General features: G+C 66.4%; 17 protein-coding genes. 6 read left to right on the plus strand and 11 right to left on the minus strand.

The window, feature by feature from the left end; all coding sequences use genetic code 11:
- The first annotated feature begins 162 nt into the window (after positions 1-162).
- Both Q9Q95_RS16665 and Q9Q95_RS16670 read left to right on the plus strand, forming a co-directional pair.
- Positions 163-1,746, plus strand: a complete 1,584-nt coding sequence (locus tag Q9Q95_RS16665; protein WP_306098277.1) for a carboxylesterase/lipase family protein — start codon at positions 163-165, stop codon at positions 1,744-1,746.
- A gap of 37 nt (positions 1,747-1,783) precedes the next feature.
- Positions 1,784-2,773: an alpha/beta hydrolase gene (locus Q9Q95_RS16670; protein ID WP_306098278.1), complete on the plus strand. Its 990-nt coding sequence runs from the start codon at positions 1,784-1,786 to the stop codon at positions 2,771-2,773.
- A gap of 153 nt (positions 2,774-2,926) precedes the next feature.
- On the opposite strand, the gene Q9Q95_RS16675 is transcribed toward Q9Q95_RS16670, so the two are convergent.
- The 3 genes from Q9Q95_RS16675 to Q9Q95_RS16685 all read right to left on the minus strand — a co-directional run bounded on the left by Q9Q95_RS16675 (position 2,927) and on the right by Q9Q95_RS16685 (position 8,775).
- Positions 2,927-5,782, minus strand: a complete 2,856-nt coding sequence (locus tag Q9Q95_RS16675) for a TonB-dependent receptor (RefSeq protein WP_306098279.1) — start codon at positions 5,780-5,782, stop codon at positions 2,927-2,929.
- A 255-nt stretch (positions 5,783-6,037) separates the two neighbouring features.
- Entirely contained in the window at positions 6,038-7,339 is a 1,302-nt protein-coding gene (locus tag Q9Q95_RS16680; RefSeq protein ID WP_306098280.1) for a polysaccharide lyase family 1 protein, read from the minus strand.
- A complete protein-coding gene (locus Q9Q95_RS16685; protein ID WP_306098281.1) occupies positions 7,339-8,775 on the minus strand; it encodes a glycoside hydrolase family 28 protein in 1,437 nt (478 codons plus the stop codon). The genes Q9Q95_RS16680 and Q9Q95_RS16685 overlap by 1 nt, the downstream gene beginning before the upstream one ends.
- Before the next feature lie 176 nt (positions 8,776-8,951).
- Between Q9Q95_RS16685 and Q9Q95_RS16690 the strand changes: the two genes are divergently transcribed.
- The 4 genes from Q9Q95_RS16690 to Q9Q95_RS16705 all read left to right on the plus strand — a co-directional run bounded on the left by Q9Q95_RS16690 (position 8,952) and on the right by Q9Q95_RS16705 (position 13,957).
- A complete protein-coding gene (locus tag Q9Q95_RS16690) occupies positions 8,952-9,980 on the plus strand; it encodes a LacI family DNA-binding transcriptional regulator (RefSeq protein ID WP_306098282.1) in 1,029 nt (342 codons plus the stop codon).
- 220 nt (positions 9,981-10,200) lie between these two features.
- A complete protein-coding gene (gene galU, locus Q9Q95_RS16695; RefSeq protein WP_306098283.1) occupies positions 10,201-11,094 on the plus strand; it encodes a UTP--glucose-1-phosphate uridylyltransferase GalU in 894 nt (297 codons plus the stop codon).
- Positions 11,095-11,118: 24 nt separating this feature from the next.
- On the plus strand, positions 11,119-12,462 hold the full coding sequence (locus Q9Q95_RS16700) for a UDP-glucose/GDP-mannose dehydrogenase family protein (RefSeq protein WP_306098284.1): 1,344 nt from the start codon (positions 11,119-11,121) through the stop codon (positions 12,460-12,462).
- A 136-nt stretch (positions 12,463-12,598) separates the two neighbouring features.
- Positions 12,599-13,957 carry a family 16 glycosylhydrolase gene (locus Q9Q95_RS16705; RefSeq protein WP_306098285.1) on the plus strand — a complete coding sequence of 453 codons (1,359 nt, stop codon included), beginning with the start codon at positions 12,599-12,601 and terminating at the stop codon, positions 13,955-13,957.
- Here the strand turns inward: Q9Q95_RS16705 and Q9Q95_RS16710 are convergent.
- The 8 genes from Q9Q95_RS16710 to Q9Q95_RS16745 are packed head-to-tail and all read right to left on the minus strand — an operon-like array spanning position 13,929 to position 22,589.
- Positions 13,929-14,873 carry a glycosyltransferase family 2 protein gene (locus Q9Q95_RS16710; protein WP_306098286.1) on the minus strand — a complete coding sequence of 315 codons (945 nt, stop codon included), beginning with the start codon at positions 14,871-14,873 and terminating at the stop codon, positions 13,929-13,931. The two genes, Q9Q95_RS16705 and Q9Q95_RS16710, sit on opposite strands and share 29 nt — an antisense overlap.
- Positions 14,874-14,875: 2 nt before the next feature.
- Positions 14,876-15,964: an acyltransferase gene (locus Q9Q95_RS16715; protein ID WP_306098287.1), complete on the minus strand. Its 1,089-nt coding sequence runs from the start codon at positions 15,962-15,964 to the stop codon at positions 14,876-14,878.
- On the minus strand, positions 15,961-17,121 hold the full coding sequence (locus Q9Q95_RS16720) for an endo-1,4-beta-xylanase (RefSeq protein WP_306098288.1): 1,161 nt from the start codon (positions 17,119-17,121) through the stop codon (positions 15,961-15,963). Before Q9Q95_RS16720 ends, Q9Q95_RS16715 begins: the two co-directional genes overlap by 4 nt.
- A complete protein-coding gene (locus tag Q9Q95_RS16725; protein ID WP_306098289.1) occupies positions 17,118-18,077 on the minus strand; it encodes a glycosyltransferase family 2 protein in 960 nt (319 codons plus the stop codon). The genes Q9Q95_RS16720 and Q9Q95_RS16725 overlap by 4 nt, the downstream gene beginning before the upstream one ends.
- On the minus strand, positions 18,078-19,025 hold the full coding sequence (locus tag Q9Q95_RS16730) for a glycosyltransferase family 2 protein (protein WP_306098290.1): 948 nt from the start codon (positions 19,023-19,025) through the stop codon (positions 18,078-18,080).
- The gene (locus tag Q9Q95_RS16735) at positions 19,022-19,951 is read right to left on the minus strand and encodes a glycosyltransferase family 2 protein (RefSeq protein ID WP_306098291.1); all 930 of its coding nucleotides are present in this window, start codon (positions 19,949-19,951) and stop codon (positions 19,022-19,024) included. Before Q9Q95_RS16735 ends, Q9Q95_RS16730 begins: the two co-directional genes overlap by 4 nt.
- Entirely contained in the window at positions 19,948-21,339 is a 1,392-nt protein-coding gene (locus tag Q9Q95_RS16740; RefSeq protein WP_306098292.1) for an O-antigen ligase, read from the minus strand. Before Q9Q95_RS16740 ends, Q9Q95_RS16735 begins: the two co-directional genes overlap by 4 nt.
- A complete protein-coding gene (locus Q9Q95_RS16745) occupies positions 21,336-22,589 on the minus strand; it encodes a polysaccharide biosynthesis protein (protein ID WP_306098293.1) in 1,254 nt (417 codons plus the stop codon). The genes Q9Q95_RS16740 and Q9Q95_RS16745 overlap by 4 nt, the downstream gene beginning before the upstream one ends.
- Positions 22,590-22,591: the final 2 nt, after the last annotated feature.

Raw genomic sequence — 22,591 nt, forward strand, 5'->3', positions numbered from 1 at the left:
ACCGACATGAACGTGCTCGACATCTGCCAGCTGGCGTAACCCATTTCGCTCCCCTCCCGCTCGCGGGAGGGGCGGGGGAGGGCTTGGCCGCTGGCGTCGTCCTCTCCAATCAATGTCCCCTCCCCTACCCCTTCCGCAAACGGAAGGGAATCTGGAGTAGATATGACCGAGCGTCCCGATCTTGCCGGAACGATGATCGACAGACGGATGCTGATCGGCAGTGCCGCTGCCTCCGCCACGCTGATCGCAGGCCGCGCATGGGGACAATCCGCCGCGCCGGTCCGCACAGCCGCGGGGACATTCCAGGGAACCGTCGAATCCGGCATCCGCGTGTTTCGCGGCATCCGCTACGGCCGGGCCGAGCGGTTCCGTGCGCCGCTTCCCGTCCCTGCCTCCGCCGAAGTGCAGGCGGCCGACAAGTTCGGGCCGGTCTCTCCGCAATCGGGGAGCCGGTACGGGCCGCAATCCGAGGACTGTCTGTTCCTCAACATCTGGACTGCGGACGCCCGCGCCGCCGCGCGCAAGCCGGTGATGCTCTACATCCATGGCGGCGCCTATTCGGGCGGCAGCGTCACCGATCCGCTCAATGACGGGCAGGCGCTGGCCGCGCGCGGCGATGTGGTGGTCGTTACCGTCAACCACCGGCTCAATGCGTTCGGCTATCTCTATCTCGCGCGGCTCGATCCGCGCTTTCCCGACAGCGGCAATTTGGGCCAGCTCGACCTGATCCTCGCGCTGCGCTGGGTGCGCGACAATATCGCCGCGTTCGGCGGCGATCCGGACAGAGTGATGGTGTTCGGTCAGTCGGGCGGCGGCGCCAAGATCGCGACGATGATGGGGATGCCCGCGGCCAAAGGACTGTTCCACCGCGCCGCGACGATGAGCGGCCAGCAGGTCACCGCCTCGGGACCGCTCAATGCCACTGCCCGTACCCGCGCCTATCTGGGCAAGCTCGGAGTCAGGGAAAGCGACCTCGGCGCGCTGCTGGCGATGCCGCAGGAGCAACTTGTCGAGGGGCTTTCGGCGACCGATCCGGTGCTCGGCGGCGGTGTCTATTTCGGGCCGGTGCTCGACATGAAGTGGCTGACCCGCCACCCCTTCTGGCCCGACGCCAATCCGCAATCGAACGCCATTCCGATGATCCTCGGCAACACGCATGACGAGACCCGCGCCTTCGTCGCGCCCGATTCGGCGAAGATGCGCGATCTGGGCTGGGACAATCTGGCCGAGCGGATCGCCCCCGAACTGCGCATCGACATTCTCCCCGAATGGGTCGTCGCCGAATATCGCATCAGATATCCGGACTGGACGCCCGAGCAGGTCTTCTACGATTCGACCACCGCGGGGCGGAGCTGGCGGGGGCAAGTGATCGAGGCCGAGGCACGGGCGAAAGCCGGCGCGCCCGGCTGGGTCTACCAGCTCGATTTCGCCTCGCGCACCGATCCGCGGCGCGGCGCCTTCCACACGATGGATATCCCGCTCGTGTTCGGCACGCTGGGCGCCGAAGGCTCGCAGACCGGCACCGGCGCCGACGCTCGCGCCGCATCCAGGGCGATGCAGGACAGCTTCGTCGCTTTCGCAAAGAGCGGCGACCCCGATCATGCCGGGCTGCCGCACTGGCCGCGCTACGCCCTCGACAAGCGCGCGACGATGGTCTTCGATGTGCGCAGCCGCATCGAGAACGACCCGCGCAAATGGCAGCGCGAGCTGTTCGCGCGCGTACCCTATATCCAGCCCGGCACCTGAAAGGACCAGACCGGGCGGCTTTTCAGGAGGTTGTCGAATGCAGTTCGATCGTCGTTCCGCGTTGCTCACCGGGCTCGCCGCGCCTTTTGCCGCCAGCGCCCAGACCGCGCCGCCAAAGAGCGACAAGCCGCTGCCGGCAGGGCTGACCGACCCTACCGAGACGATCGACCTGTGGCCGAAGGGGGTTCCGGGCAAGCCCGCGACCTTGCCGGTGGAGAAAGTGGTCGAGCGCAGCACCGACAGCGCGCTCACCGATCGTTCGGTGAGCGGAGTCGCCAACCCGCGGCTCGCAGTCTTCCGCCCGCGCGTCGCAAACGGTGCGTCGGTGCTGATCATGCCCGGCGGCGGCTATGTCCGGATCGTGCTCGACCATGAAGGCTATGCCTTGGGACGCTGGCTCGCGGCGCAGGGCTTCACCGCCTATGTGCTGTTCTATCGCCTGCCGGGAGACGGCTGGGCGGCGGGCCCCGATGTCGCGCTGTCCGACGCGCAGCGCGCGATGCGGCTGATCCGGGCGCAGGCGATCCGCAACGGCCTCGATGCCGAGCGGGTGGCGGCGATCGGCTTCTCGGCGGGCGGACATCTCTGCGCCGATCTCGCGACGCGGCATGCGGCGAAGACCTATGACCCGGTCGACGGCGCCGACAAGCTCAGCGCGCGGCCGTTCGTCGCTGCGCCGATCTATCCGGTGATCTCGATGACCGCGCCCGACGCGCATATGGGATCGCGCGAGCAATTGATCGGCAAGGATGCGAGCGCCGCGCTGGAAGCCGCGCATTCACCGCATCGCAACGTCACCAGGGCCACTCCGCCCTGCTTCCTCGTCCATTCGGAAGATGACGGCACGGTGCCGGTGGAGAACAGCCTGTTGCTGCGCGCCGCGCTCAAGGCGGCCGGAGTGCCGGTGGAAACCCACCTCTTCACCCATGGCGGGCACGGCTATGGCATGACCAAAGCGAGCGGCAAGCCCGCGGGAGTATGGCCCGAGCTGTTCCTGACCTGGGCCCGGAGCCAAGGGTTCAGCTAAAGCGACTTCCCCCCGCGAAGGCCGGGGCCAGCATCAATGAACAAGCGAGGGCATACTGCCATCGAAGTCGGCCTGTAGCTGGGCCCCGGCCCTCGCCGGGGTGGGAAGGTGAAGGCGGCGGCCATCCCCATGCGCGAGGATGGCCGCTCGATCCTACATCTTGAAGCGCGCGCCCACGAGGAAGGTGCGGCCGAAATGGTTGTACTCGTAGGTCCGGTTGGCGTCCTGATCGACCCAGCGGTCGCGATAGGCGTCGGTCAAGTTGGTGCCTTCCAGCGACAGCTCGATATTGTCGGTGATCTTGTAACGGATCGAGGCGTCGACATTGGTGATCGGGTTATAGCCTTCGAACACGTTGCCCGTCGCCGAACCCTGATCGTTGAAGCCGCCGCGATAGGCGACCGAGGCGCGGGCGCTGAACCTGCTGTCTTCGTAATAGAGCGTCGCGTTGAAGGCGCGCTTCGACAGCTGATACAAGGTCGTCTCGAACGGCTGGTTGACGTTGCCGCCGCCCGGCACCGTCGCCGGCACGCCCTGCGCGTAGATCGCGTTCGAGTCGATGAAGCTCGCATTGACGATGCCGCCGAAGTTGCTGAGGAACCCCGGCAGGAAGCGGAACGGCGCCTGCAGCGAGAGCTCGACGCCCTTCAGATCCGCGCCGCTGCCGTTGACCGTGGTCTGGATCGTCCAGATCGGCTGCGCCTGCAGCGCCGGATTGAGGAAGCCCGGCGAGGAGGAAGACAGCACCGAGGTGGGCAGCCCGGTCGACGTAAAGGTGTCGACGCGCGAGCTCGCCACCGGGAAGCTGTCGATCTCCTTCTTGAAGACCGCCACCGAGAACACCGATTGCGGCGCGAAATACCATTCGAGCGCGGCGTCATATGCCGTGGCGCGATAGGGCTGGAGATCCGGATTGCCGAAATTGACGCGGAAGTTGAACCCGTCCGCCGATCCGCCCGGCGTAAGATTGGCGAGCAACGGCCGGGTCATCACCTTGGCGACCGCGCCGCGCAGCACGAGATTCGGCGTGAGGTCGGCAGCGATGTTGGCGGAGGGCAGCCAGTCCTCATAATCGCGCTCGACGGTGACCTTGGTGCCGCTGTTGAGTCCGGTCGAGGACTGCTCGGTGCGGACATAACGCATGCCGGCATTGGCGCGGACGTTGATGCCGAGCACCGATCCGTTGACGTCGACCTGGAAATAGCCGCCCTTGACCTGCTCGGTCACGCTGCGATTGTTGCCCGCATCGAGCAGAAGCGGGCGATCGTAGAGCCCGGTAAAGTCCGCGGCGGCGTCGATATTGGGGATCAGCCAGCTGTTGGTATTGCCCGCGGGCTGGCCGGCATTGCCGAGCGTGAACAGTTCGGACAATTCGGGGGTGGCGCGGAAGCCATAGACTGCGGCCGGACCGAACACCGAGCTGGCCGAGCAAGTGATCTGGCGCAGAACCAGATCGAGCCCGCCATTGCCGCACACCGCGGTGTCGCGCTGATAGGCAGTCAGATCATAGTCGAAGCGGCGATAGACCCCGCCGAGCTTGAGCGTGAAGCCTTCCGTCGCGTCCCATTCGGTGCGGAGTTGCACGGTCCGGAACTTGTTTGTGGTGTTGGAGGGGCGATCGCGGATCTCCGCGAGCTGGAAATTGGCCGGATCGGTGACGCTGGTGCCGAAGGTCAGCTTGGGCGAGCGGCTGTTGGTATAATCATATTGATAGCCCTGCGCGTCACGATCGTCGAACACGAAGGTGGTCTCGACCGGGATGTCGGCATCCGACTTCGAGATGCCGCCGAGCAGGGTGAAGCGGAGATCGTCGCCCAGATCCTGATCCCAGCTGGCGCCGATCTGATAGAATTGCGTGTTCGATTCGCGCCAATAATGCTCGGTGCGCACCCAGGCATCGTTGAGGGTGGCCGAAATCATGTTGTTATTGTCGTCATAGACCGGGTTGACGACGTTGATCGAACGCTCGTTGGAGCGAAGCAGCACTTCGCCCCATTTCTCTTCGCGGATTTCCTTGAACCGCGAATAGAGGCCGTCGATCGAGATCTTGGTGGAGTCGCTGGGCGCCCATTGGATGCTGCCGGTCAGGCCGAGCCGTTCGCGATCGTGGCCGACTTCGCCGTAGCGCGGGATGCGCGGGTGGAAGGAGAGCGCGGCCTGATTGCACGCCGCACTCGGAACATAGGTTCCGCCGGAGTTGGCGGTGGTCCAGCAATTGGTGCCGTCGACGCTGTCGAACCGCGCCTGCGCCCAGCGCACCGTGTTGTTGCCGAGCTCGACGGTGTCGGTCTTCTGATAGGCGGCGGAGATCGAGGCGCCGAGCGTCCCGTCGGGCGATTTCCACGAGAGCAGGCCGGCGACGCGCGGCCCCCAATTCTTGGACAGGTCGTTATAGCTGCCCTGCGCCGAGGCGACGAAGGTCAGCCCATATTTGCCGCCGAGCGGATTGCCGGTGTTGAGATCGACCACCGCGCCGAGCGAGCCTTCGTCGAGCGAGGCTTCGGCGGTCTTGTGAACGACCAGCGAGGTGAACAGCTCGGAGGCGAAGACGTTGAAGTCGAAGGCACGCTCGCGATTGGCGCTGGCGCCGTCGGCCGAGGTGGTGATCGTCTCGAGCCCATTGACGCGGACGCGGGTGAACTGGGCGCCCAGCCCGCGCACCGTGATCGCGCGGCCTTCGCCGCCGTCGCGCTGGATCGAGATGCCGGGAATGCGCTGAAGCGATTCGGCGAGATTCTGGTCTGGGAATTTGGCGATGTCTTCGGCGACGATCGCGTCGACCGCCGACACCGAGGCGCGCTTCACGTTGAGCGCGGCCTCGAGCGACTGGCGGAAGCCGGTGACGACGATCTCGTCGCCTTGCTGCTCGTCGGCGGAGGCCTGTTCGTCGGCCGCGACGGGCGCGGGCTCGGCGGTCTGCGCCGCTGCATGCCCGGCGGCGAGCGCCAGTGCTACCGCTGCCGCGGATGCGCCGCTACGCCAGGTGAATCGAGAGATGCGCGCCTTCATGTCTGCCTCCTTGCCTAATTCCGGGCCGCTCTGATGGCGGTTCCGGGTCGGCGCGACGGCCAGTGCCGACGCGTCCATTGAATATCGCACGCTTGTTTCCGATCATTGGAAACCGGTGTCAACAACCATTGGCATATTGCATGGCCGAGCGCTCACTACGTGTTGTAGATCGGCAACAGCGTAGAAATGGGGCAATTTCATCCCATCATGCGGGAGAAATTCTCCTATCGGCCCCGGTTCAGCGGGTTACCGGTGTCAGGAAGCCCTGACGAGGTCGGCCAACCATGCTTCGAGATTGGTGTAGCCGTCACCGTCGCGGTCGCCATTGCCATCGGCACGTCCCGGATCGAGGCCGTGGCTGCGCTCCCACGCATCGGGCATGCCGTCCTTGTCGCGGTCGGGTGGCGCGGGCAAACTCGCGAGTTCGGGCCAGCCGCCGACTTCGCTCTGGCTGTCGATCTGGCGTCCGGTACGGTCCCGCACGCCTGCGATCACGCGTATGTCGACGGCGTCGCGAACCCTGGATGCGCCAGCACCGGCGAGCACGCGCTGATACGCGCGTCCGGCAGGATCGGATGCGACCGGCGCCACTTCGGCCGGCGCGGCAAGACGATAGCCCGCGGGCGAGACGCCGGTGACGAGGCTCCACGGATCGGCAGGGATCGTGCCGTTCATGCTGTTTCCGGCGAACCATGCCCTGGCGAGGATGTTGGATTCGTCGAACGCGATCGGCCGCGTCGATTGCGGGCCGGCGACATAGGCATTGTCGACGAAATTGTAACGCGCGAGCGTCGCCTTGTCGGCGTTGTAGCCCGCGCGGGAGCCGCCCCAATTGTAGAAGACGTTCGAGCGGAAATCGAGGAGGGGACCGATCGGATCGACTTCGGGTCCGTCGTAATTGCCCGGACGCGGCATGCGCGCCGAATGGTTCGCCCAGAGATTGTGGTGGAAGCTGATCCTCGCGCCCCGGCCGCCGCGGATCAGGCTGCCATAGCCATGGTCGCCCTTGGCATGGAGCGAACGGGTCAGCGATTCCGCGATGATCGACCATTGGACGGTGAGATCGTAGAAACCTTGGCCGGGATCGCCGTAGCGCGCCGCGGCCGACAGGGTCTCGTCGACCGACCAGCTCGCCGAGACGTGATCGAGGATGATCCGGCGGCCTTTGGTGATGGTCACTGCGTCGGATTCGGTCCTCGATTCGTCGCCGAGGCGCGAACGGACGTAGCGGATGATCACGTCGTCGGCGCTGACCTGCAGCATGTAATCGCGCAAGGTGATCCCGTCGCCGGGCGCCGACTGGCCGGCGATCGTCACGCGGCCCTCGCGGATCGCCAGCGGCCTGGCGAGCTTGATGGTGCCCGAGATGCGGAACAGGATCGTGCGCGGTCCTTTGGTCTCGATCGCGGCGCGCAGGCTGCCGGGGCCGCCATCTTCGAGCGTGGTGACGAACAGCACCTGCCCGCCGCGGCCGCCCAGAGCGAAACGCCCCGCCCCCTCGGCACCGGGGAAAGCGAGCTGCGGCGCAGCCAGCGCGGCAAGTACGAGCGCGAGCATCAGGCGGCTCCGGTCGAATCGAGCGCGGGGACGATCTTGCCGTTCACCCGGACGTTGCTGAGCGCCACGCGCCCGGTGTGACGGATCACGCTGGGCGCGGTGACGCCGTCGAAGCTGCAATCCTCGAGCGTGATGTCGCCCACCGGCGCGCCGGGCAGACCCTGGCTGTCGAGCACCCGGGTCGCCCTGTCGGCGCGAAGCCGAGTGATGTTGATGTGCCGCAGGATTGGGGTGAAGCGGCCCTTGGCCCCTTCCTCATAATTGAAGTCGCAGGCGATCGCGGCACGGCTGACCTGGCCGACATGGATGTCGCGATAGTGGAAATTCTCGAGAAGCCCGCCGCGCAGCGCGTTGTTCTTGAAGCGGATTGCGTACCAGAGATCGGGGCTGTCGAGCTGGCAGTTCTCGGCGAAGATCCAGCGCGCGCCGCCCGAAATCTGCGAGCCTACGGTGATCCCGCCATGCCCTTCCTTCATCCGGCAGTTGCGGATCAGGATGTCCTGCGAAGGCACGGCCAGCCGCCGGCCATCCTCGTTGCGGCCCGAATTGACCGCGATGCAATCGTCGCCGGTGTCGAAGGTGCAATCCTCGATCAGCATCCTGTCGACCGATTCGGGGTCGGTGCCGTCATTGTTCGGGCCGTGCCCCATGATGTCGAGCCCGCGCAGAATGACGTTGCGGCAGAGCACCGGATGGACGTTCCAGAAGGGCGACCGACGGATCCTCACGCCTTCGATCAGGACATTCTCGCACAAATAGGGCTGGATGAACGGCGGACGCAGATAGCTGCCCTCGCCGAATACGCGCTTCTCGACCGGCACGCGGTCCTCGGCCATCTGGAAAAGCCGGGCGCGGGCGGGACGCTGGTTCGCCATCCCCTCCCGCCAGCCATATTCGACGGTGCCGCCCCACGGCCCCTTCCACGACCACCAATGTTCAGCGCCGGCCTGCCCGTCGAGTGTGCCGGCGCCGGTGATCGCCACGTTCTTCGCCTTGTACGCATAGATCAAAGGCGAATAATTGATCAGCTCGACGCCCTCCCAGCGCGTGAAGACCAGCGGATAGTGCGCGGGATCGGTGCTGAACCGCAGAGTCGCCCCGGCGACCAGATGCAGCTCGACGTTCGATTTGAGATGCACCGCGCCGGTGAGGAAGTCGCCTGCCGGGACCAGCACCCTGCCCCCGCCCGCCGCGGCGCAAGCCTCGATCGCCCTGGCGATGGCTACGGTATTGAGCGTCGCGCCATCGCCCTTCGCGCCGAAGCGGGTGATGTCGAAAATCCGAGACGCGAAGACCGGTGCGCGGACCGTGCGCGCGATATCGGCGGCACGCTGCCACGGGTCGGCAGCGGCGCGCGCGGCGGCGGGCAACAGTGCGCCCGTGCCGGCAAGCGTGCCGTAGCGCAGCAAGTCGCGCCGCGAAGGTCGAATCAACATCCCCGTCCCTCCTCACCTCACCGGCTCTATGTCCGGTTGACACCGGTATCAGCGATACGTCGAAGAATGGCAATCTCTCCATCGTGCGGCGCTCGACGGGCGCGGCGCGAGCGGGTCCGGGAACTCGATCGGATGCATTTGGCGCAATCGCCGGATCGCGGTATGTCTCGGGGACAATGAAGCGCAGCTCGCAACCCACGATCAACGACGTCGCCCGCATTGCCGGCGTCTCCAAGAAGACCGTCAGCCGGGTGATCAATCAGTCGCCTCTGCTCAACGGCGACACCCGCAAGCGCGTCGAGGAAGTCATCGCGGATCTGGGCTATGTCCCCAATCCGCAAGCGCGCGCGTTGGCGCTGCGCCGCAACTTCCTGATCGGGTTGATCCACGACAATCCGAACGCGCAGATGGTGCTCAACGTCCAGCAGGGCATGCTCGAAGTGCTCCGCGACACCGAGTTCGAGCTGATCGTCCATCCGGTCAATCGCGGTTCGCCGACGATGCTCGAGGATATCGGCCAGTTCCTCGAACGACAGCGCCCGTTCGGCGTGATGATCCTTCCGCCGATCTCGGAGAATGATCAGCTCGCCGCGCTCTGCGCCGAACTGGGGGTGCGCTATGTCCGCATGGGATCGGCGCCGCTCGACGAGGCGCCGCATATGGTCGCCTCGAACGACCGCGAGGCGGTTCGCGGCGCGGTCGAGCATCTGATCGAATCGGGCCATCGCCGGATCGGCCTCGTGCTCGGCCCGCACGGCTTCCGCTCGGCGGTGGAACGGCAAAAGGGCTATGAGGAAGCGCTCGAGGCCGCAGGGCTGCCGCTCCAGCGCACCCTGATCGTCCAGGGCGATTACAAGTTCGAATCCGGCATGCGCGCGGCCGAGCAATTGCTCGACCTCGCCCCCCGCCCGACGGCGGTGTTCGCGTCGAACGACGAGATGGCGGCGGGGGTGCTCCATGTCGCGCGTCAGCGCGGGCTCAACGTGCCGCAGGACCTGTCGATCATCGGCTTCGACGATACGCCGATCGCCTCGCATCTCTGGCCGCCGCTCACCACGGTACGCTGGCCGATCGCGACGATGGCACGCGCCGCGGCGCTCAAGCTGGTCAGCGGCGAAGGCGGCGCGACCGGCGAGGATGGCGAGGCGTCGCTGTTCGTATCGACGCTGATCCGGCGGGCTTCGGTGGCGCCGGCGACGGGGTGATGGACCGCCGCGCGTCGGCTGCGCCTGACGCTCGAACAGACCGTCGAACGCCTGGTGGGCGGCACACCACATGGTTCTGCGATCTTCTGGTCCGCTCGCATATGCAGCGCCGCGCCGACTGGATCGAAAACACGGACCACCGGTGCCCCGCAGGCGGTGAGGCGAAATTGCCCGCTTACCTTCGCTTAACTATGCTGCATCGCAGCGAAGGAGTGGCGTAATGACCCCGAAGCGAGTGCGTAAGGCTGTGTTTCCCGTTGGCGGGCTAGGTACCCGTTTTCTTCCGGCAACCAAGGCGATCCCCAAGGAGATGCTGCCGGTAGTCGACCGACCCCTCATCCAATATGCCGTCGAGGAGGCGATCGAGGCCGGCATCGAGCAGATGATCTTCGTCACCGGCCGCGGCAAGGCCGCGATCGAGGACCATTTCGATATCGCGTTCGAGCTCGAGACGACGATGAGCGGGCGCGGCAAATCGCTCGACATCCTCGGCCGGACGCGGCTCAAGCCCGGTGCGGTCGCCTATGTCCGGCAGCAGGAGCCGATGGGCCTCGGCCACGCCGTGTGGTGCGCGCGCGACGTGGTCGGCGACGAGCCGTTCGCGGTCTTGCTCGCCGACGATTTCATGGTCGGGCGGCCGGGCTGCCTCAAGCAGATGATCGACGCGTACGAGCAGGTCGGCGGCAACGTGATCTGCGCCGAGACCGTGCCCGATGAGCACACGCATCGTTATGGCATCATCACTCCCGGCACGCGCGACGGATCGCTGACCGAAGTGAAGGGGCTGGTCGAGAAGCCCGCTCCCGGCACCGCGCCGTCCAATCTCTCGGTGATCGGCCGCTACATTCTCCAGCCCGAAGTGATGGGCGTGCTGGCAAGCCAGGAAAAGGGCGCCGGCGGCGAGATCCAGCTCACCGACGCGATGTCGTGGATGATCGGCGATCAGCCGTTCCACGGCCTTACTTTCGCCGGAACGCGTTACGATTGCGGCGACAAGGCCGGCTTCCTCCACGCCAATCTGGCGATGGCGCTGGAGCGCGACGACCTTGCCGACGAAGTCGAATTGTTCGCGAGCCAACTGCTCGCCGCCCGTCAGCCGCGTCGCGCGGCCTGAGCCCGACCGTACAGGAGTAAAATTATGCGTATCGTGATGATCGGATCGGGCTATGTCGGGCTCGTCTCCGGCGCCTGTTTCGCCGATTTCGGCCACCAGGTGGTCTGCGTCGACAAGGACGAGAGCAAGATCGCACGGCTCAACGCCGGGCAGATCCCGATCTACGAGCCGGGACTCGACGATCTCGTCGCGCGCAACGCCGTGGCGGGCCGCCTCGCCTTCACGACCGAGCTTTCGGGCGCGGTCGAACAGGCCGATGTGGTGTTCATCGCGGTCGGCACCCCGTCGCGCCGCGGCGACGGGCACGCCGATCTGTCCTATGTCTATGCGGCGGCCGCCGAGATGGCGCCGTGCCTCAAAGGCTTCACCGTGGTGGTGACCAAGTCGACCGTGCCGGTCGGCACCGGCGACGAAGTCGAGCGGATCATCGGCGAGACCAACCCCGAGGCGCAGTTCGCCGTCGCCTCGAACCCCGAATTCCTCCGCGAGGGCGCGGCGATCGAGGATTTCAAGCGCCCCGACCGCATCGTCATCGGCATCGAGGACGAGCGTGCGCGTCCGGTGATGGAGGAAGTCTATCGCCCGCTCTATCTCAATCAGGCGCCGATCCTGTTCACCGGCCGGCGGACCTCCGAGCTGATCAAATACGCCGCGAACGCATTCCTCGCGGTCAAGATCACCTTCATCAACGAGATGGCCGATCTGTGCGAGGCGGTGGGCGGCGACGTCCAGCAGGTCGCGCGCGGGATCGGCCTCGACAACCGCATCGGCAGCAAGTTCCTCCATGCCGGCCCCGGCTATGGCGGGTCGTGCTTCCCCAAGGACACGTTGGCGCTGGTCAAGACTGCCGAGGATTCGGGCACCCCCGTGCGGATCGTCGAGGCGACCGTGGCGGTCAACGACAGCCGCAAGCGGGCAATGGGCCGCAAGATCATCGCGGCCTGCGGTGGATCGGTGCGCGGCAAGAAGATCGCCGTGCTGGGCCTGACCTTCAAACCCAATACCGACGACATGCGCGACGCGCCGAGCCTCGCGATCATCCAGGCGCTCGAAGACGGCGGCGCGCAGGTTTCGGCGTTCGATCCCGAGGGCATGGCCGCCGCGCGGCCGCTGCTGCCCAATGTCGAATTCGCGACCTCGCCTTACGAAGCGGCAGACGGCGCGGCGGCGCTCGTGATCGTCACCGAGTGGAACGCGTTCCGCGCGCTCGATCTCGACGCATTGCGGGCCCGGATGGAAGACGGCGTGCTCGTCGACCTGCGCAACATCTATCGGCCTGACGCAGTCGAAGCCGCCGGTTTCACCTATACCGGCGTCGGCCGCGGGCTCGCCGTTGCGCCGGAAGCACTTGCGATTGCAGCCGAGTAAAGGGTTCCGCACTCGACGGCTTTTTATCTTCAATTCAACGCAAACAGGGCGTCCAACCGTGGTTGGGCGCCCTTTTCATTCTAAATACTCCTCAGGCGGCACAGTTGTCGGCCGTCGACACCGGGGGGGTGTTTACATGCGTATCACTGTATTGCGTCCGCTTGCGGGCGCCTTCTCTCTGTGCGCGCTCGCTGCATGCTCGAGCGACGATTCCACTTCTTCACAGCAACAGGCAGGAACGGTTGTCGTTTCTGCAACCAGCACCACGGCGGTAGCTGCGCTTCCGCAAGTCGAGGACGTGGCGGCGGCGACCAACAGCTTTGCAAGTTTCGATTTCGCCAACGGCACGCGGCTACCCGAAAAGGCGACGCTGTCGATCGGCGCGGCGGTGTTCAAGCCCGGCGCGTCGGTGGCCTATGTTCCCGTCACGCTCAACCGGGCGACCCCGAACACGGTGATCGCGCGGGTCATCACCGTCAACGGATCGGGCACCAACAAGGCGATCTCGGGATATAACTATAAGGCGACCGAGGACATCGTGATCTTCCGGCCGGGCGACCCGCTCCGCCAGAGCGTCTCGGTGCCGATCCTCGACGCCGCCAACGGCCAGCAATTCTCGTTGAAGCTGCGCGAGGAGCCCTGGGGTGCGAACCAGGGCACGGCCAGCGCCACGGTGACGGCCAACGCCGGTGCCACGCCTACCGCGCCCGCCACCAGCGGCTTTCGCAACGCGCGGACCTTCCGTACCTATGGCACGCTCCAATATGAGATGACCAGGAGCAATATGCGCTGGTCCGACGAGGGTTGGTCGGGGGCCTGGTCGACCAAGCTCTCGCACGGCCGCGCCCAGGTCGCCAATGGCGAGACGGGAATCTATCTCGACGGCGAGCTCCATCCGAACGTCGAGGCGCCGCTGCGCTACACCGACGAAGGGCTGGTGTTTCACACCCAAAAGCTCGACAGCCCGATCAGCTGGGCCGGCATCGCCTATAATTACGGCGCGGTCGTGCTGAGCGGGCACAATACGCCGTCCACGCAGATCGGTTATGGCCAATATGAGTGGGTGGCGAAGATGCCCGACCGGCGCGGCGCATGGCCGGCCTTCTGGCTGATCTCGACTTCGGGCTGGCCGCCGGAAATCGACGTATATGAGGGCTTCGGCTATCAGAGCTATTGGGATTTCGACCGGCACGTCTCGTCGACCATCCATGGCGGCAGCGGCGGGTGGCGGACGTTCCAGCGGGGCACCAACATCCAGACCGAACAGGCTTATGGCCTGTCCGGCTATTCGCAGGGCTATCACCGCTACGCCGTCGACATCGGCCCCGAATACATCACCTGGTTCGTCGACGGGCTCGAGACGTACCAGAGCGTAAATCCCTTCCGCGGCCATCGCTGGTATCCGATCATGAACGTCGCGGTGAAGACCGGCAGCGCCTATACCGACGGCTCGGGCGACATGATCGTCAAGAGCTTCCGCGCCTGGCAGAACTGAGCGTTGTGGGGGCGGCGTAGAGCGCGTCGCTCCCGCCCGCCAGCGCATAGAGGCGGGCGACCGCCTTGATCCATTGTCCGACGATATCGAGACGGCGATTGCGCCGCCACGCCAGCGCGGGCAGCGCGGCGGTGCGCAGCCCGAGCAAGGCCAGCGAGCGCCCGCCGAGGGCGACGCGGCCGAGCAGCCCGCTCTGCTTGCTGGCCACTCGCGTGTCGGTAACGCCGATCCGCCACATCCGCCGCAGCACCCACGCCTTGCGCGCGCGCTCGGCGCCGACCCATTCGGACACCCGCGCGCCCGGCGCCCAGCCGAAACCGCAGCCGATCGCCTTGAGGCGGGTGAGGAAATCCAGATCCTCGCCGCCGCTGCGATTGAACGCGGGATCGAACCATGGCGCGCCGAGCGCTTGCAATGCGGCGCGCGTCACCAGCAGATTGTTGCTGGCATAGAGCATCTCGGCGGCCCCCTCGGGGCGCTGCTCGGGACGGAAGACGAGCGTTTGCTCGGCCCAGTCGGGTGCGCCTCCGGGGAAAACCGGCAGCACCGGCCCGCCGACCACCGCCGCGCCGGTGCGCAGTTGCACCGTGAGCAAGGCCGCCAGCCATTGCGGCTCGGGCCATTCGTCGTCGTCGATCATCGCCAGCCGCTGCATCGTCGGAACAGCGAGCGCATGCGCGACGATCGCGTTGCGGACATGACACAGGCCGGGTTCGGCGACGCGGATGACTTCGATCGGGATCGGGAAACCTTCTGCCATCGCGGCCGCGACCGCCGCCCCCTCCCCGGCCGCGTCATTGTCCGCCACCAGCAGCATCGCGTCCCCGAGCCGGTCCAGCCGCGCGACCGCCTCGAGCAGGTGGCGCAACTGCTCCGGACGGCGAAACGTCGGCACCGCGATGACCGTCGCGGACATGGCTATTCGGCCGCCTGCCGGAAGGGCAAAGGCGGCCGCGGCACGAAGCGGCGCTCGAGCTTCTTGATCGCGCGATGCCCGGGGACCTCGATCAGCAGATAGCTCGCCCAGCAGATCAGCCACGTCGCGACCAGCAAGGCGGCGACGAACGCCCAGTCGAACCCGACCACGCCGTGGCGATGCGCGATCCCCATCACCCGGGCGAACACGTCGCGGACGAGCGGATGCCAGAGATAGATCGAATAGCTGATCAGCCCGAGATGGAACGACACCGGATTGGCGAGCACCGCGCGCGCGGTGTGGCCGTTATAATAGCAGGCGATCACCAGCGGCACGAACGTCAGCGCCACCAATACGTCGCCGCGCGGGATCAGCAGCGCCACGGCGATCAGCACACAGCTGCCGATAAAGCCATGCTCGCCGCCGAGCAGGCGCTCGATCCCGGGATGCTTCACCAGCCGATAGGCGATCACTCCGAGCGAGAAGCCGGCGAGGCAGCGCAGCACCGGCAGGATCGTGTCGCCGTCATTGACGTCGAGCGGCCCCTGCGCACCGTGGCCTAGCGTCGCGACGACCATCAGCAGGGCCACCGCACCGGCCGCCTGCAGCCAGGCGAGCCGCGAAAAGGCGATCAGCGCGACCAGCGGATATGCGAGATAGGCGACGAGTTCGGTGCTCACCGACCAGCTGTTGCCGGCGAGCGCCTGCGTCCCCCAGCCCCAGCTCTGGATCATCAGCAGATTGGTGACGATGTTCGCCGGAGTCAGCGCGACCGGCTGGTCGCCCGAGACATTGACGAGGATCCGGGCGAGGAACACCAGAGCCACGACGAAATGCAGCGGCCAGACGCGTGCCATCCGATTGAGCAGGAAATCGCCATAGCTCGCCACGCTCGGGCGCTTCACCACGCGCTCATAATAGCCGATCGATATGACGAAACCCGAGAGCACGAAGAACAGATCGACCGCGAGATAGGCGCGCGAGAACAAGGTCAGATGGAATGCCGCGAAGGCCGGCGAATGCGGGATATGATAGAGCAATACCGCGATCGCGGCGATGCCGCGCAATCCGGTGAGTGGCGCGATCCTCATGCCGGAACTCCCTGGCTCTCGATGCTTGCGCGGCGCGCCGGGGCCGCGTCGAACGCCGCCGCCATCGCCGCCCAGAGCCGCTTGCGGTGCAGGTCGGAATCAAGCGGCAGTCCGCGCGAAGGCTTGCCGTCGGGCCAGCGATATTCGGGATAGGTCGACAGCCACGAATAGCGGTCCGACAGGCCCCAGGTCAGCACCGAGCTGGTCACGGGATTGTCGAGCGCCACGTCGAGGAACGCCTTGCCGACCGCCGCGACCTGCGCGTCACGCGGCTCGACTGCCTGCGGTCCGCCGCGATCGGCGATGTCCATTTCGGTGATCGCGATGCCCAGCCCCATGCCGCGCACCTCGTCGAGGAAATTGGCGAAGACGCGCTCGTCGAACGGCTCGCGGAACGGCTTGAGATGCCCTTGGATGCCAAGCGCGTCGATGGGCACCCGGCGCGACAATGCGCGCTCGAGCAGTTTGAGGATCGCCGTGCGCCGGGCAGCGCAACGCCGTGAATCATGTTCGAGCCCGAAATCGGTGAGGAACAGCTTCGCGCGCGGATCGGCCGTGCGGGCGGTGTGGAAGGCGAGGTCGATATATTCCTCGCCAAACGCCTGCTCCCAGATGTTCTTCGCGCGCAATCCGTCGGCACGACCTTCCTTGGGCTCGACCGGCTCGTTGACTACGTCCCACTCGCCGATCCGCCCGGCATAGCGGCGCATCGCGGTCTCGACATAGCCGGTGAGCAGCCCCTCTTTCACGCGCGGCGCGGCCTTGGGCAAAGCCGCCTGCAGCCAGGCCGGGTTCATCGCGTACCAGACGAGGGTGTGCCCGCGCACCGCCAGGCCATGTTCCTGCGCGAAATTGACCAATTTGTCGTTGCCGCTGAAATCATATTTGCCGGGTCTGGGCTGGGTGACGTGCCGCTTGAGCTCATATTCCTGGACGATCGTGCCCGCTTCGCGCAGCACCGCGGCGGTGAAGGCCGGATCCCTGGCGAGCTGGCTCGACTTGATCGCGCAGCCGAAGCGCCGGCCGCTGCGCCGGGCGCGCGCATCGAGGCCGGGGCCGTCGAAATCGGGAAGCGGCGGGACGAACGGCACTGCGCTGCTGACCAAAGGCACGCTGCACAACGCCGCGGCACCGGCGATGAAGGCACGGCGCCTCATATCCGAACGCCACGCACCCGGCTGGTCAGGGCGATCCATCGATCCGCGGTCTTTCGATAAACATTATCAGGGATAATGATTTGCAATAGCACAATTGCGGCGACCCGCGGCCGGAAGGCGCCGTGGCGCAGCGCATCGAAATAATAACGCAGCGCGGTGCGCCGGCTGGTCGGCCAGACGCTCTTGGCGGCGTGCCAGCCCATATAGGCCGAATAGGCGCGGGCCGAGATGTGCGGGCGCAGATCCTTGAGCCAGGCGAGGTTGCCGATATTGGCACGGACCTGCGACAGCCGGTTCTCGGTCTTGCGATCGGCCCAGAGCACGGTCGCGCGTTGCGCCATCAGGAAGCGCGCGCCGGCGAGCGACAGCCGCACCGCGAAATCGGTATCGTCGCCGAAGCCGACATCCTCCCGGTATCGCACCACATTGGCGAGGCTGCGGCGCAGCGCGAGGCTGCTGGTCTGGATGAAGCCGCGCTCGCACATCAGATAGCGGTCGACGCTCTCGCCACTCAGCAATTCGCGATGCGGCTTGAGAAAATGACGGCCCGAGCCGCGATCGACCACCACCCGGCAATAGGCCACGACATCGTCGCCCTGAGCGAGCAACGGCAGCAGATCGGCGAGATGATCGTCGAGGAAGCGATCGTCTGAATCGAGGAAGGCGACATAGCGGCCGCGCGCGTAATCGATCCCGCGGTTGCGCGCCGCCGCGGCGCCGGCATTGGGCTGGACGATGACGTGGAGCCGCTCGTCGCCGATCGCGGCGACCGCGCTGGCGGTGCCGTCGGTCGAGCCGTCGTCGATCACGATCACTTCCACGTCGCGGACATTCTGGTCGAGCGCCGAGCGGACCGCCTCGACCACGGCGTCGCGTCGGTTGAATGTGGGAATCACGACCGTGAACAGCGGCCCCTCTGCCGGCGTCTCAAGGTCGAGAGGGCTATCCGGCGCCATTCACTTGCCTGCCTTGCCAGCCAGCGCTTCGGCCTTGCCGAAACGATGGACGAACTGGTTCACCAGCGAACGGTAGAAGGACTTGGGCAGATAGGAGCGGAGCAACTGGCGCGCGAGGATGCGCGCCGGCACCCGCCCGTAGAACAGCCCGCGGACCAGCTCGGGGATCGTCGCCAGCGGGCGGACCGGCGCCATGTGATAGGCGAGCACCGTCGCGCGATAGCCGTGCCGCGCGCGGCTGGTGAGCAGATGGCCGCAGCGGTCGAGCCAGTCGAGCGAAGTCTCGTAGCCGCGGACATAGGAGGTCCGGCCCACTTCGCTCGCGTCGAGCCAGATGGTGAGCGGCTGCTCGATCATCTCGAAGCGCGCTCCGGCGACCTGAAGCCGAACGGCGAAATCGAGATCCTGGCCCTTTTTCAGCGCGGGATCGAAGCGCACCCGCTTCGCCAGCGCGGTGGGCACGACCAAGGTCGAGGTCTGCATGAACTGGTTGGCGCAGAACAGATATTCGCCGACATCCTCGCCTGCGCGAATGCCGCGTTCGGGACGGACCCAATAGCGGTCGACGCCGCGATCGACCTTCATCTGCGAATAGAGGACCAGATCGTCCTCGTCGGGCAAAGCCGCCGCCATGATCGAGAGCTTGCCGGGCAGGAACTGATCGTCCGAATCGAGGAAGGCGATGTAGCGTCCGCGCGCTTCCGCGATGCCGAGGTTGCGCGCCGCGCCGCCGCCGGCATTGTCCTGGCGGACATAGCGGATGCGCGGATCGGCGATCGCCCGCACCACCGGCTCGGGATCGTCCTTCGAGCCGTCGTCGACGACGATGATCTCGAAATCGCCGAAATCCTGCTGGAGCACCGAGCGGATCGTCGTCGTGACGATATCGGCGCGATTGTAGAGCGGGATCACCACCGAGAAGGTGGGCTGGCCGGTGTCGTTCTTCATGCGCCGTGCACCTTGCGATATTCCTCGTAATGATTGCCGGTGAGCGCGGCGATCTTGCCCGCCGCGCGATAGAGCCTGCCCAGCCGCTCGATCCGTTTGCCGCGGTCGAAAGTGAGCGCGGCGCCGAGCGAGCCCAAGACGAAGCCGCCGACGATGCGCGGCGCTTCGGTGGTGGCGACCTTGAACGGGGTGCTGTGCGCCAGCGCAGTGATGGTGTCGGTCATTCCGATCCGGTAGCCGCGCATGAGCAGCCATTTGGAGGTGACCCGGCTGGCCGGGATCAGCTCGGTGACGCGGGCGTCCTCGGCCCAGGCGAAACGGCGGCCGGCGCGCTGCATCCGGGTGAACAATTGCTTGTCCGATCCCCCGGTGAGCGCCATCGCCTCATCGAACGGCGCCTCGCCGAGGGCGCGCAATGCCTCGGCGTCGATGAGGACGTTGGCGGTGCTGTCGATCAGCTCGACCACCCCCGAGGCGCTGCGTGACTTGCGCTGGAGCAACGGATGGCGCGCGGCCCAGGGGGCGACCTCGCCCTCCATCTCGCGCAATACCGCGCCGCCGACGACATCGGCCCGGGTGGCGGCCTGACAGGCGAGCATCGCGTGCAGCCAGTGCGGATCGGCGGCCTCGTCGTCGTCGAGCATCGCGACGAAGCGGATTCCGGGGAGGCGCAGCGCCGCCCGGACCAGCGCGTTGCGGACCTGGGGTATGCCCGGCTCGGGAACGGTGAGCAGTTCGAGCGGCCAGCGATAGCCCTCCGCCCTCAATGCCTCCGCGGCGGCCACGCCTTCGCGCTTCACCCCGTCATTGTCGGCGACGATGATCGTGACGTCGCGCTCGGTGACCAGTTCTGCGAGCGAGCGAAGCGTGCGGGTGATGCCCTGCGGGCGCTGGCGGGTGGCGATGCAAATGGCGATTTCGGTCAAGCGGCACCTCCGGGGGCCAAGGCTGGAGTGCGGCGGTGCCAACGCGGCCGATCGACCGCCTTGAACGAGGCGTGGGCGATGGCGAGCGACGACAGGAAGATCACCCAGACCTGGCGGTCCTTGTCGAAGAACGAGGTCTCGAGCAGGTTCTGGTAGAGCACGAAGCTCCAGATCGCGAAGGCGCTCGCCATCAACGTGGCATTCTGCTTCGTCGTACCGGTCAGGAACCAATAGGCCGGCAACACCACGAACGAGACGAGCAGCAGCACCAGCCCGACCGGGCCGGTGGTGACGAGTATCTCCAGATAGCCATTGTGCGAATGCGCGGTGAGCAGCTGGAACTGCTGGTTGAGATAATCGTGCGCGGGCGAAAGATCGCCGACCTGCCAGAAGCCGCCAAAACCCGAGCCGAGATACGGATGATCGGCGAGGTAATCGATCGCCACCTTCCAGATCGACACCCGCCCGGTGAACGCGGTCGGATCGGCGAACCAGCGCTCGATCATCGGCTGGAAGGCGATGTAGAGCGCGAGGAATAGCAGCATGCCGAGCCCGACGAGCAGCAGCAGCACCGCGCGCTTGGCGACCGATTGGCTGAGCACGCGATAGACCAAGCTGACCGCGAGGATGCCGAAGCACAAAGCGAGCGAGGTCTTGCTCTTGGTGCCGACGACGAAGACGAAGGCCATCACCGAGAACAGGGCATAATGCCATTTGCGAGTGGTGAAGAATGCGTGCGCGGTTACCACGAAGGTGAGCGCCATCACCGCGCCGGCGATGTTCTTGTGAAAAAAGAAGCCGCGCCACGCGCCGATCAGCGCCTTGTCGCTCTCGGTCGGCGGGTGGACCGCGTTGGGGGTGAGCGGCAGCGACACCCAGCAGATCAGCAGCGAGGTGACGAGGGCGGCCATCAGGGTGCGATAGATCCGCTCGGGACCGATCAAGGCGAGCGAGAGGAACGTGATGTAGATCACGATCACCTGCTGCATCGCCCGCTTGAACGAGACGAAGGGATCGACGCCCCACGCGCAGCTGATCAGGAACCAGCCGAGCATCGCCAGCAATGGCCAATAGGTGAAGCGATATTGCGGCTTGTAGCGGCGGACGAGCTCGAGCAGCGTCAGCAGCAGGGCGAAGCCGATGAAGAAGGCCTGCTTGAAGACGTCGGACCCGTCATTGTTCGCGGCCATCGCGACCAATTGCTCCTGGTTGCGCGACGAAAAGGGCTGCTGCCCGATGAAGATCATCATCAGGAAGACGTAATAGACGAACTGGGCGACCGGGATCAGCGCCTCGACGCGATCCGTCGCGGCGGCAGCACGCGACGCAATCGTGCCTCCGGTGCGCTGCGGGACACGCCCGCGATGCCAAGGGAGCGCGAGGCTCATTCCGCCATCTCACGCCGCGCGCGCTGGTCGAGCCGCCAGATGCCGAGCATCATCACCAGCTGGGCAAGCACCACGCCAGCGATCGTGTAGACCGAAGGCGCGAGCAAGGTGATCGCGACGACCGCACCGATTCCGACGAAGCAGCTCCGCACGCTGGTCGCAGCGAGCGGCTTGAACGCGCCGCGCGCCTGGGTGAGCACGCTCATCGGCGCCTGGAGGCACTGGACCAGCGACAAAGCGGCGCAGAGCGCGACCGCGATCATCACCGTCTCCACGGAAAGAGTCGGCTTGATGATGATGTGCGGGAGGAGCCAGAGGATCCCCGCGGCAGTCACTGCAGTCGCGACCCAGATCACCACGAGCGCCGCCATGAAGGCGCGTGCCGATCCGCGCGCGGCGCGATCGTTCCCCTGCCCCACCGCGCGCGCCATGCGCGGGCGCTCGAGCTGGGTCAGCGCCGTGATGCAGACATTGACCGGGCGGAAGAACAGCATGCCGACCGCGATCGGCGCGAACGCCGCGGGGCCGGCGAAGAGCGTGACGATATAGCTGTGTGCGTTCGAGGTCGCCTCGGTGGTGATCACGCCGATCAAGGTCCATGCCGATTGGCGCTTCCACAGCGGGCGATAGGCGGCGAAGGCGCGGCCGAGCCCGGTCGGGCGATGGCGCGCGACGAAGGCGGCGCCGAACGGGATCAACGCGAGCAGGCCCGCGCCTGCAAGCACCGCGCCGAACAGCTCGATCCGGGGACCGAAAGCGAGCGTGGCGCCGACGCCCGCGACGACAAGCACGGCATAGACCAGGTCGGAGATCGCGGCGCCCCCGGGCGTGTGGTGCGCATAGGCATTGGCCCGGCCGAACCAGCGGAGCAGCGAGAACACGCCCGCCGCGCCGAACGCCGCCGCCGCCCAGGGGCCCGCCATCATCCAGCCGATCGCCGCGCAGAGCAGCCCTTGCGACAATGCGAGCAGCAGGTTGACCGGGAAGAAGAAGTCGAAACCTTCGTCGACACCGTCTTCACGCTGGTTGACCGCGATCGCATAGGGCGTCGAGACCAAAGCGTTGGACAGGCCATAGCCGAACTGGATGATCACCAGCAGGAAAGCGAGCGTGCCGATCTCGCTCGCCTCGAGCCGGCGCACCGAGACCAATTGGACAAGCAAATGGCTGACCGACACCGCGGCCGAAGACATGCTCGCCAGACCGAACCGCGCCAGCGTGGCGCGGAGCGGCTTGCGTTCAGGAGCCATGG

Origin of the sequence: Sphingomonas sp. DG1-23 (assembly GCF_030730875.1) — a bacterium.
GTDB lineage: Bacteria > Pseudomonadota > Alphaproteobacteria > Sphingomonadales > Sphingomonadaceae > Sphingomonas.